This is a genomic window from Pseudoalteromonas denitrificans DSM 6059 (assembly GCF_900112265.1).
GTDB classification, from domain to species: domain Bacteria; phylum Pseudomonadota; class Gammaproteobacteria; order Enterobacterales; family Alteromonadaceae; genus Pseudoalteromonas; species Pseudoalteromonas denitrificans.
Window position 1 is genome coordinate 1 of the sequence record NZ_FOLO01000041.1, and the last position, 13,220, is coordinate 13,220.

Genomic DNA, 13,220 nt, shown 5'->3' on the forward strand with positions numbered 1-13,220 from the left:
TAGTTGTTTCTTTGATACCAACGATTTCTACTGAATCATTCACGTTGATGATACCAGCTTCAACACGACCTGTTACAACTGTACCACGGCCTTGGATTGAGAAAACATCTTCGATAGGCATGATGAAAGGCTTATCGATATCACGCTCTGGCTCTGGAATGTAAGAATCTAGTGCTTCTGCAAGCTCAACGATTTTATCTTCCCACTCTTTCTCGCCTTCAAGCGCTTTAAGAGCTGAACCTTGGATTAATGGTAAATCATCACCTGGGAAATCATATTCTGAAAGAAGTTCACGAACTTCCATTTCTACTAGCTCAAGAAGCTCTTCATCATCAACCATGTCACATTTGTTCATGAAAACGATGATGTAAGGAACGCCAACTTGACGAGAAAGAAGGATGTGCTCACGCGTTTGAGGCATAGGACCATCAGTCGCAGCAACTACTAAGATAGCACCATCCATTTGAGCAGCACCAGTGATCATGTTTTTAACATAATCGGCGTGACCAGGACAATCTACGTGTGCGTAGTGACGTGAAGGAGTATCGTATTCAACGTGAGAAGTTGAAATCGTGATACCACGCTCTCTTTCTTCTGGCGCATTATCGATTGCTGCGAAATCTTTAGCTTCACCACCGTATACTTTTGCAAGTACGTTTGTGATTGCTGCTGTTAGAGTTGTTTTACCGTGATCTACGTGGCCAATTGTACCAACGTTAACATGCGGTTTTACGCGTTCAAACTTTTCTTTTGCCATCTTAAAAATTCCTATTAAGAATATAATAGTCCTATCCAGCCTTGCGAGCTATGAATCGGACCGAACTAAAAATTACCTGACAGAACGAGCTGCCATGATTGTTTCTGTGACATTTTTTGATGCCTCAGCATACTTCAGAAACTCCATAGAGTATGAAGCTCGACCTTGTGTCGCTGATCGAAGGGCGGTTGCATAACCGAACATTTCAGCCAGTGGAACAAGTGCATTCACTTGTCTTAATCCACCAGGTGCTTCGTCCATACCTTCAATCAAACCACGACGGCGGTTTAAGTCACCTACAACATCACCCATATTGGCTTCTGGAGTAACAACTTCAACTTTCATCATAGGTTCAAGTAATGCAGGGTTTGCATCTAGTGCACCCGTTTTGAAACCCATGGAACCTGCGATTTTGAACGCCATTTCATTGGAGTCAACATCGTGGAATGAGCCATCAAACAAGGTTGCTTTAACACCAAGTAGCGGGTAACCAGCAAGAACACCATTTTGCATTTGTTCTTGGATACCTTTATCTACTGCCGGTATAAATTCACGAGGAACAACACCACCTACGATTTCATTTACGAATTCATAGTTAGGGGCATCATCATCGTTTACGTCTATCTCTAACGGCTCAAGTCTTAGCCAAACATGACCATATTGACCTCTACCGCCTGATTGACGTATAAATTTGCCTTCAACTTCTACAGTTTTACGAATCGATTCGCGGTATGAAACCTGAGGTTTACCCACGTTACATTCAACGCTAAATTCACGTTGCATGCGATCTACGATAATATCGAGGTGAAGCTCACCCATACCTGAGATAATTGTTTGACCAGTTTCATCATCCGTATGGACTCTGAAAGATGGATCTTCAGCAGCTAGTTTACCTAGTGCGATCCCCATTTTATCTTGGTCTGCAACTGTTCTCGGCTCAACTGCAATTGAAATTACTGGCTCAGGAAAGTCCATACGCTCGAGCGTAATAACGGAATCCTGATCACATAAAGTTTCACCTGTAGTGACTTCTTTAAGTCCAATCGCAGCGGCAATATCACCCGCTCTTACTTCTTTAATTTCTTCACGGCTATTAGCATGCATCTGTACGATACGACCAAAGCGCTCTTTTTTACCCTTTATCGGGTTATAAACGAAATCGCCTTGTTTTACTACGCCAGAATATACTCTAAAGAAAGTGAGTGTGCCAACAAATGGGTCGGTTGCAATTTTAAATGCAAGCGCTGAAAACGGTGCGTTGTCGTCTGCCGGACGCTCTGCCTCGGAATCATCCTCAAGAACACCTTGAATTTGCTTCACTTCGGTTGGCGATGGTAAATAATCAACAACGGCATCTAATACTGCTTGAACACCTTTATTTTTAAAAGCTGAACCACATACCATAGGAACAATTTCGTTCGCTAAAGTACGTTTACGTATTGCACTTTTAATTTCAGCTTCTGAAAGTTCACCTTCTTCAAGGTATTTATCCATTAGCTCTTCGGTAGCCTCAGCAGCCGCTTCAACCAATTGTTCACGATACATCTCTGCTTCTTCTAATAAATCAGCAGGTATCTCATCGTAACTAAAAGACATGCCTTGATCTGCTTCAGACCAATTAATGACTTTCATTTTAACTAAATCAATTACGCCAGAAAATTCTTCTTCGGCGCCAATTGCAAGTTGAATTGGAACAGGATTAGCACCTAGGCGGCTCTTTATTTGCTCGACTACCATAAGGAAGTCAGCACCAACGCGGTCCATCTTATTTACGAAGATCATTCTTGGAACTTCGTATTTGTTCGCTTGTCGCCAAACTGTTTCAGTTTGCGGCTGAACACCAGATGATGCGCAAAGAACCACTACAGCACCGTCAAGTACACGCAACGAACGCTCAACTTCAATTGTGAAGTCAACGTGTCCTGGTGTATCAATAATATTGATACGGTGGTCTTGGAACTGTGCGTCCATACCTTTCCAGAAACATGTGGTTGCAGCAGAAGTGATCGTGATACCACGTTCTTGTTCTTGCTCCATCCAGTCCATCGTTGCAGCACCGTCGTGAACTTCACCAATCTTATGTGAAAGACCAGTGTAGAAAAGCACACGTTCAGTTGTGGTAGTTTTACCAGCGTCTACGTGTGCAACGATACCGATATTACGGTAGCGCTCGATTGGGGTTGTACGTGCCATACTATTCCTCTTAAAACTTTAAACCACTTAAACAAGAAAGATCTGGCTAATAAGCCAGACCATTTCAATTTTAAGCAGTGACTACCAACGGTAGTGAGCGAATGCTTTGTTCGCTTCAGCCATACGGTGAACGTCTTCACGTTTCTTAACCGCAGTGCCTTTATTATCAGCAGCGTCAACGATTTCTTGAGCTAAACGTAAGCCCATAGATTTTTCGCCACGCTTACGTGCAGCGTCTACTAACCAACGCATACCTAATGCGTTGCGACGAACTGGACGTACTTCAACAGGAACTTGATAAGTAGAACCACCAACACGACGAGATTTAACCTCTACTGTTGGACGGATAGCTTCAAGTGCTTGTTCAAAGATTTCTAGATGCGCTTTACCTGATTTCTCAGCAGCCACGTCTAACGCACCGTATACGATTTTTTCAGCAGTTGATTTTTTACCATCTTGCATTACAACATTTACGAATTTAGCAAGAAGTTCTGATCCAAACTTAGGATCTGGAAGAATTTTACGTTGACCTACTACGCGTCTTCTAGGCATTTTATATCTCCGGTTTATTCAGGTTGGACTTGTTAGTCGCATACCCAAAACAAAAAAATTAAATTATGTGTTTGGCCTTACTAACGGAGGACTATTAACCCTTAGGTCGTTTAGCACCGTATTTTGAACGTCCTTGACGACGATCACTTACACCAGCACAATCTAATGCGCCGCGTACTGTGTGGAAACGCACACCTGGTAAATCTTTAACACGACCACCACGGATAAGGATTACACTATGCTCTTGCAAGTTGTGACCTTCACCACCGATGTATGATGTTACTTCGAAACCATTCGTTAAACGAACACGCGCTACTTTACGTAATGCAGAGTTTGGTTTCTTTGGAGTAGTAGTATATACACGAGTACAAACACCACGTTTTTGCGGACATGCTTTAAGCGCCGCAGAGTTGCTTTTTACAACTTTACTTCTACGTGGCTTACGTACAAGTTGGTTGATAGTTGCCATTAAATAGCTCCTAATGATTAATTGACTGCTGAAAGAATTAAAATTCTGCCTAATGTTTCATCAAAAATATTTGAATTTATTAATTCAAAAACTTTTAACCTCAACATAAGGGTGGCGGAATTTTAATGAGCAAAGTTTAACCTGTCAACAATTAGCGTAAAAAAGGCGGTATTAACCGCCTTTTTTCTTTATTTCGTCTTAAATTTAACTAAAAGACTCATAAAAACTAGTCACCTAAGGTCGCGTTAAGTGCATCAGTTAATGCTTGAGCAGCATCTTCTGCACTAACCGTCTGTTCTTCAACAGCTGGTTCATTACGCTTTTTACGACGAGCCATACGTTCTTGATGATAAGAGAAACCTGTACCCGCTGGGATCAAACGACCCACGATTACGTTCTCTTTCAAGCCGCGAAGCTCATCGCTCTTACCATTTACTGCTGCGTCAGTCAGAACACGTGTCGTTTCCTGGAACGATGCTGCAGAGATGAAAGATTCTGTTGCCAATGATGCTTTTGTGATACCCATTAACTGGATTTCATACTGAGCTGGTATCTTACCTTGTTCTTCAAGATCTCGATTCGAGATATTAACGCGAGAGACTTCAACTTGCTCGCCTTTTAAGAACTCAGTATCACCACCGTGAGTGATAATACACTTACGGATCATTTGACGAATAATAGTTTCAATGTGCTTATCATTGATTTTTACGCCTTGCAGACGGTATACGTCTTGCACTTCGTTAACAATGTAGTTAGCAACATCTGTAACGCCACGAAGACGTAAAATATCATGAGGAGATTCAGGACCATCGGCAATAACTTCACCTTTAGACACAGATTCACCTTCAAACACGTTAAGTTGACGCCATTTAGGAATCATTTCTTCGTAGTGATCACCCTCTGGTGGCGTGATAACTAAACGCTTTTTACCTTTAGTTTCTTTACCGAAACTAATTGTACCTGTTACTTCTGCTAAGATAGCAGGTTCTTTTGGTTTACGCGCTTCGAATAAATCGGCTACGCGCGGTAGACCACCCGTGATATCACGAGTTTTTGAACCTTCCTGCGGGATACGAGCTAACACATCACCTGGATTAACAGTTTTGCCATCACTTACTTCAATAGTTGTAAATGCAGGTAAACGGATTTCTTGTAAACCAGTCTCTTCACTTTCAACAATAAGTTTTGGCTCTTTCGCGTTAAGCTTAGAAAGATCTTTTACAACCATACGAGTTAAACCAGTAAGCTCGTCTGTTTGTGTTTCAGTGTTTGACTCATCAATGTCACTGAATGTAACTTTTGATACACGTTCAACAACGATTGGGTGACTATGCGGGTCCCAAGTTGCAACAACGTCATTACCTTCGATTGCATCAGCATCTTTAACTGCTAATACTGCACCGTAAGGTACTTTATAACGCTCTTTTTCACGACCGTGATCATCGATAACACAGATTTCCGTTGAACGTGAAGTAATAACAAGCTTACCATCAGTATTAGTTACTGATTTAGCATTATGTAGCTTGATAGTACCCGTGCTCTTAACTTGCACTGAGTTTTCAGCTGATGCTCTTGATGCAGCACCACCGATGTGGAATGTACGCATCGTAAGCTGTGTACCTGGTTCACCGATAGACTGAGCAGCAATAACACCTACTGACTCACCTTGGTTAATCAAATGACCACGTGCTAAATCACGACCATAACACTGAGCACATACACCGAAGTCATTTTCACAAGTGATGATTGAACGTACACGTACTTCATCAACTGAATTTTCTTCTAACATGTCACACAGTTTTTCGTCTAGCATCACATTACGTTCAACTAAAACAACATCTGTAGTGCCAGGTTTAACGATATCTTCTGCAACAACACGACCTAATACACGTTCGCGTAATGGTTCAACAACATCACCACCTTCAATTAATGGCTTCATTGTTAGACCATCTAATGTCTCACAATCTTTATCATTGATAACCAAATCTTGTGCAACATCAACCAGACGACGTGTTAAATAACCCGAGTTAGCTGTTTTAAGTGCCGTATCGGCCAAACCTTTACGCGCACCATGCGTAGAGATGAAGTACTGTAGTACGTTCAAACCTTCACGGAAGTTTGCTGTAATTGGTGTTTCGATGATAGAGCCATCTGGACGTGCCATCAGGCCACGCATACCAGATAACTGACGGATTTGAGCTGCACTACCACGAGCACCAGAATCAGCCATCATAAATACTGAGTTAAATGAATCCTGTTGAACAGTTTCACCTTTAGCAGTAACTACGTCATCTTTTGATAAGTTATCCATCATAGCACGTGATAAATTTTCATTTACACGAGACCAAATATCGATAACTTTATTGTATTTTTCACCAGCGGTAACAAGACCTGATTGGAATTGTTGATTGATCTCATTAACTTCAGCTTCAGCTGCACCAATGATTTCAGGCTTAGTTGGTGGAATTTCTAAATCGTCAATACCGATAGAAACACCAGACTTCATTGCATAATGAAAACCTGTGTACATAATTTGATCGGCAAAGATAACGGTATCTTTAAGACCTAAACGACGATAACACTCATTAAGCAAGTGAGAAATCTGCTTTTTACCCATAGGGTTATTGATTAAGAAGAAAGGTAAACCTTTTGGCAATACCAATGAAAGAATCGCACGACCAACTGTAGTTTCTACAATTTTAGTCACTTCAGTACGGTTACCATCTTCATCAATTTCAGTTTCAGTCATACGCACTTTTACAATTGCATGTAAATCAAATACGCCTGCACGGTAACCTTTTTCTGCTTCTTTAGCACTTTTAAGTACTGCACCTTCACCTTTAGCGTTAATGCAATCACGTGTCATGTAATAAAGACCTAATACAACATCCTGTGAAGGAACGATGATAGGCTCACCATTTGCTGGTGATAAGATATTATTTGTTGACATCATAAGTGCACGCGCTTCAAGCTGCGCTTCAATTGTTAACGGTACGTGTACCGCCATTTGGTCACCATCGAAATCGGCATTGTATGCCGCACATACCAATGGGTGTAATTGAATCGCTTTACCTTCGATTAGTACCGGCTCAAACGCTTGGATACCTAATCTGTGAAGTGTTGGTGCACGGTTTAACAGTACCGGATGTTCGCGGATAACTTCATCTAAGATATCCCATACTTCAGATACTTCACGCTCAACCATCTTCTTAGCAGCTTTGATAGTTGTTGCCATACCTTTAAGTTCTAACTTACCGTAGATAAACGGCTTGAACAACTCAAGTGCCATTTTCTTAGGTAAACCACATTGATGTAGTCTTAAAGTTGGACCTACGGTGATTACAGAACGGCCTGAATAGTCAACACGCTTACCAAGTAAGTTTTGACGGAAACGACCTTGCTTACCTTTAATCATGTCAGCAAGAGATTTCAAAGGACGTTTGTTAGAACCCGTAATAGCGCGACCACGACGACCATTATCTAATAATGCATCAACCGCTTCTTGTAACATACGCTTTTCGTTGCGTACTATGATATCTGGCGCTGCCAGCTCAAGAAGACGTTTAAGACGATTATTACGGTTAATTACGCGACGGTATAAATCATTTAGATCTGAAGTCGCAAAACGACCACCATCTAGTGGTACTAATGGACGTAAATCAGGTGGCAGAATTGGTAATACTGTCATGATCATCCACTCAGGGTTATTACCTGATTGGTGGAAAGATTCCATTAATTTAAGACGTTTAGTGATTTTTTTACGCTTAGTTTCAGAGTTAATTGTTGGTAACTCTTCACGCATTTCTGCGATTAACTGCGCTAAATCTAATTCGCGAAGTAAATCAAGTACAGCTTCTGCACCCATTTTAGCTTCGAACTCGTCGCCATGCTCTTCTAGTGAATCAAGATATTCTTCTTCACCTAAAAGTTGGCCACGCTCTAATGTTGTCATACCAGGTTCGGTAACAACAAAAGATTCAAAATAAAGTACACGTTCGATATCACGAAGTGTCATATCAAGCATTAAACCAATACGAGAAGGTAATGATTTAAGGAACCAAATATGTGCAACTGGGCTTGCTAATTCGATATGACCCATACGGTCACGACGAACTTTAGTTAATGTAACTTCAACGCCACATTTTTCACAAATTACACCACGGTGCTTAAGACGTTTATATTTACCACATAAACATTCATAATCTTTTACTGGGCCAAAAATACGTGCACAGAATAGACCATCACGTTCAGGCTTAAAAGTACGGTAGTTAATAGTCTCTGGTTTTTTTACTTCACCAAATGACCAAGAACGCACCATATCGGGTGAAGCAAGACCAATGCGTATTGCATCAAATTCTTCGGTCTTATTCTGTTGCTTCAGAAACTTAAGTAAATCTTTCACTTTAGCTCTCCTGTCGGAAGTTAATAGTGTGGGTTATTAATTAAAATTTTAATAAACAACCCAGTTATGCTTGCCATGCGAGTTGCTAATTTCACTCAAGTGAAATTAGCTAGTTCGCTTACTCTTCTTCCAACTCGATATTGATACCTAATGAGCGGATCTCTTTCAACAATACGTTGAATGATTCCGGCATACCAGGTTCCATCTTGTGGTTTCCGTCTACGATATTTTTGTACATCTTAGTACGGCCGTTAACATCATCAGACTTAACAGTAAGCATTTCTTGTAGGGTATAAGCAGCACCATATGCTTCTAATGCCCATACTTCCATCTCACCGAAACGCTGACCACCAAACTGAGCTTTACCACCCAGTGGTTGCTGAGTTACAAGGCTATATGAACCAGTTGAACGCGCATGCATTTTGTCATCAACTAAGTGATTTAGTTTAAGCATATACATGTAGCCAACAGTTACCTGACGCTCAAATGCATCACCTGTACGACCATCATATAAAGTAACCTGACCACTTCGAGGGTAACCACCTAGTTCAAGCATGTCTTTAATTTCGTCTTCTACTGCACCATCAAATGCAGGAGTCGCAATTGGTAGACCACCTTTAAGATTTGCAGCAAGACGACGTACTTCATCATCTGTAAAGCTTGCAATATCTACATTTTGACGAGATTCGCCAAGATCGTATGCTTGCTTGATAAAGTTACGAAGCTCATGTACTTCACGCTGTTCTTTAAGCATATCTTCAATACGCTCTCCGATACCACGTGCAGCTAGACCCATATGTACTTCTAAGATCTGACCGATATTCATACGCGATGGTACACCTAGCGGATTCAATACGATGTCTACCGTACGACCTTTTTCATCATATGGCATATCTTCAACAGGAACGATTGTTGAAATAACACCTTTGTTTCCGTGACGACCAGCCATTTTATCACCAGGTTGGATAGTACGTTTAACAGCTAGGTAGATTTTAACAATCTTAAGAACACCTGGTGCTAAATCATCACCTTGAGTGATTTTACGACGTTTAATTTCAAAACGTTTATCGTAATCAGCTTTAAGTTCATCATATTGCTCAGCTAATTGCTCAAGCTCAGCTTGTGCACTTTCATCAGCTAGACTTTGAGTCAGTAACTTCTCACCGGTCAAAGTTGCAACTTTATCGGCATCAATACCATTACTAATTAATAATGTACGTGCACGGCTTAGAACACCTTCTTCAAGGATTCTAAATTCTTCATTGAAGTCTTTTTTCGCTTCACGAAGCTGCATATCTTCAATCTCTAAAGCACGCTTATCTTTTTCAACGCCATCACGAGTGAAAACTTGAACATCGATAATAGTACCTGAAATAGAGTTAGATACACGTAGAGAGCTATCTTTAACATCAGATGCTTTCTCACCGAAAATAGCTCGCAGAAGCTTCTCTTCAGGTGTTAGTTGTGTTTCACCTTTAGGGGTTACTTTACCAACTAAAATATCACCGCCTTTAACTTCAGCACCTATATAAACAATACCTGATTCATCAAGTTTGCTTAATGCTGACTCACCTACATTAGGGATATCGGCTGTAATTTCTTCAGGACCTAATTTAGTATCGCGCGCGATACATTGTAGTTCTTGAATATGAATTGTTGTTAAACGATCTTCATCTACAACTTTTTCTGAAAGAAGGATTGAATCCTCAAAGTTGTAACCGTTCCAAGGCATGAAAGCAATACGTAGGTTTTGACCAAGCGCCAAATCACCTAAGTCCGTTGAAGGACCATCTGCTAGCACATCACCAATAGTCACAGGTTCACCAACCATACAAGTTGGTCTTTGGTTAATACATGTGTTTTGGTTAGAACGTGTGTATTTAGTAAGGTTGTAAATGTCGATGCCCGCTTCACCAGGAATACGCTCTTCTTCATTTACGTTAACTACGATACGACCTGAGTCAGCGTAATCAACAACACCACCACGTTTTGCAACAACAGTCACACCAGATTCTTTAGCGATAGTACGTTCGATACCTGTACCAACTAAAGGTTTATCTGCTTTTAACGTCGGTACTGCTTGACGTTGCATGTTTGAACCCATTAATGCACGGTTAGCATCATCGTGTTCAAGGAACGGGATAAGTGCTGCAGCAACTGAAATAACCTGCTGTGAAGATACATCCATATATTGAATGTCATCTTTACCCATAAAGGTTGATTCACCTTTAAAACGACATGGGATCATGCCCTCAACAAGCTCTTTATCAACTGTCATTTCTGCGCTCGCCTGTGCGATCACAAATTGACCTTCTTCAATTGCTGATAAATAATTAACTTCGTCAGTAACGACACCATCAATAACTTTACGGTAAGGCGTTTCTAAGAAACCGTAATCATTTGTACGTGCATAACACGACAAAGAGTTAATCAGACCGATATTCGGTCCCTCTGGAGTTTCGATTGGACATACACGACCGTAGTGAGTTACGTGAACATCACGTACTTCGAAGCCGGCGCGTTCACGGGTTAAACCACCCGGTCCTAATGCAGAAATACGACGCTTATGTGTTACTTCCGAAAGCGGGTTATTTTGATCCATGAACTGTGATAGTTGCGATGAACCAAAGAACTCTTTAACCGCAGCAGAAATAGGTTTAGCATTGATTAAATCTTGCGGCATAATTGCATCAAGATCACCTAATGTTAAACGTTCTCTTACAGCACGTTCTACACGCACTAAACCAACGCGGAATTGGTTTTCAGCCATTTCACCAACTGAACGAATACGACGATTACCTAAGTGATCGATATCATCTGATTCGCCTTTACCATTACGAATGTCGATCAATGTCTTCATTACGTCAACGATATCTTCTTTAGCTAAAGTACCAGGTCCAGTGTCAGAGTCACGAAGTACACGACTGTTGAACTTCATACGACCTACTTTAGATAGATCATAACGGTCTTCATTGAAGAATAAGTTTTCAAATAACGCATCGGCTGCATCACGAGTTGGTGGCTCGCCTGGGCGCATCATACGGTAAATTTCAACTAATGCTTCTAAACGGTTCGTAGTTGAATCAACACGAACTGTATCTGACATGTACGCACCACTATCAACTTCGTTGATGTAAAGCGTATCAATTTTAGTGAAGCCAGCTTTAACTAATTCAGCCATAAGCTCTAGAGTAAGTTCAGCATTTGCTTCCGCAACAACTTCGCCAGTTTCTTCATCAACATAGTTTTTAGCGATAACACGGTCAATCAAGTACTCATGTGGTACTTCAAGTTGTGTAACTGATTTTTTCTCTAGTGTTTTGATATGACGAGCAGTAATGCGACGGCCCATTTCAGCAATCACTTCACCCTCTTGATCTTTAATATCAAAAGTAGCGATTTCACCACGTAAGCGAGAAGGAACTAAGTCCATCATTACTTTACCGTTAGCAACTTCGAAAGTCGTTGTTTCGAAGAACATCGCTAGAATTTCTTCTGTTGAGTATTCTAATGCACGTAAAATGATTGATGCCGGTAATTTACGACGACGGTCAATACGAACGTGTAAGTTATCTTTGATATCAAATTCAAAGTCTAACCATGAACCACGGTATGGAATAACACGTGCATTATATAAAACTTTACCAGAAGAGTGTGATTTACCACGATCGTTATCAAAGAACACACCTGGACTACGATGCAGCTGAGAAACAATAACACGCTCTGTACCATTGATTACAAAGGTACCCGTATCTGTCATGAGTGGAATCTCACCCATGTATACTTCTTGTTCTTTTATGTCTTTTACTGTGCCTGGATTTTCTTTATCCATTACAACTAAACGTAATTTTACGCGTAGTGGAGCAGAAAAAGTAACACCACGGATTTGACATTCTTTAACATCAAATACTGGCTCGCCAATACGGTAACTTACGTATTGAAGCTCAGCACTACCCGAGTTGTTTTTGATAGGGAATACTGAACGGAAAGCAGCTTCCAATCCATATTCGCCTTCGGCGTTTGGCTTTAAGAATTTTGCGAACGAATCCAACTGCATAGCTAGCAGTTTAGGTATTTGCATAACCTGTGGTCGTTTACCAAAATCCTTACGGATACGTTTCTTTTCAGAATAAGAGTAATCCATGAGGTTCCTCAGCTTGCTGAATCTTGATATACCATCCATAAATGGACAGACTAAGTGGCTATTAATGCCAAATTTTTTACTACATATTGTGTGTTTGCACGCTTTGTTTTAACTGTAAAAAGCAGTATAAATCATAGAGGGCAAAATGCGCTGGAGTGCAAAACACTACAGCGCAAAAAGGCTGGTGATTAAATAATCACCAGCCCGTACCTGAAATTCAGGCAGCTAACCTAGCAAAAGCCAGATTATTTAATTTCAATTGTTGCACCGATTTCTTCAAGATCTTTCTTAAGAGCTTCAGCTTCTTCTTTAGAAACAGCTTCTTTAAGAGCAACTGGAGCTGACTCAACAAGACCTTTTGCTTCTTTAAGGCCAAGACCTGTAGCAGCACGAACAGCTTTGATAGCAGCAACTTTGTTACCACCGAATGAAGTCATTACAACGTCAAATTCAGTTTTCTCTTCAGCAGCTTCAGCAGCTGGACCAGCAACCATTGCAGCAGCAGCAGTTACACCGAATTTTTCTTCCATTGCTTCGATAAGAGCAACAACATCCATTACAGACATTTCTGCAATAGCATCAAGGATTTGGTCTTTAGATACAGACATTTCAAATTTCCTAATTATATGAACAATTATTTAGTATAAATAATGTTCTAAAAAAATATTTTACACCAATAAAAACAATCTAACTTATAGAATTC

Annotated in this window: 7 protein-coding genes; all 7 read right to left on the reverse strand. The window is 40.6% G+C overall.

The genetic code is table 11. The features are described 5' to 3' along the window. The coding region (locus tag BM088_RS19140; RefSeq protein ID WP_143085118.1) for an elongation factor Tu at window positions 1-757 on the reverse strand (757 nt) is incomplete at its 3' end. Window positions 758-829: 72 nt separating this feature from the next. After that, a complete protein-coding gene (fusA, locus tag BM088_RS19145; RefSeq protein WP_091988430.1) occupies window positions 830-2,950 on the reverse strand; it encodes an elongation factor G in 2,121 nt (706 codons plus the stop codon). 81 nt (window positions 2,951-3,031) lie between these two features. Then, window positions 3,032-3,502 (reverse strand): 30S ribosomal protein S7, encoded by a 471-nt coding sequence (gene rpsG, locus BM088_RS19150; protein ID WP_091988433.1) that lies wholly within the window; start codon window positions 3,500-3,502, stop codon window positions 3,032-3,034. A gap of 94 nt (window positions 3,503-3,596) precedes the next feature. Beyond that, window positions 3,597-3,971, reverse strand: coding sequence for a 30S ribosomal protein S12 (rpsL, locus tag BM088_RS19155; protein WP_042150078.1), 375 nt, complete (start codon window positions 3,969-3,971; stop codon window positions 3,597-3,599). A 226-nt stretch (window positions 3,972-4,197) separates the two neighbouring features. After that, complete coding sequence (gene rpoC / locus BM088_RS19160; RefSeq protein WP_091988436.1) at window positions 4,198-8,373, reverse strand: DNA-directed RNA polymerase subunit beta'; 4,176 nt, start codon at window positions 8,371-8,373, stop codon at window positions 4,198-4,200. A 118-nt stretch (window positions 8,374-8,491) separates the two neighbouring features. Continuing rightward, window positions 8,492-12,517, reverse strand: a complete 4,026-nt coding sequence (rpoB, locus tag BM088_RS19165) for a DNA-directed RNA polymerase subunit beta (RefSeq protein ID WP_091988439.1) — start codon at window positions 12,515-12,517, stop codon at window positions 8,492-8,494. A gap of 245 nt (window positions 12,518-12,762) precedes the next feature. Beyond that, on the reverse strand, window positions 12,763-13,125 hold the full coding sequence (gene rplL, locus BM088_RS19170; RefSeq protein WP_091988442.1) for a 50S ribosomal protein L7/L12: 363 nt from the start codon (window positions 13,123-13,125) through the stop codon (window positions 12,763-12,765). Window positions 13,126-13,220 lie beyond the last annotated feature (95 nt).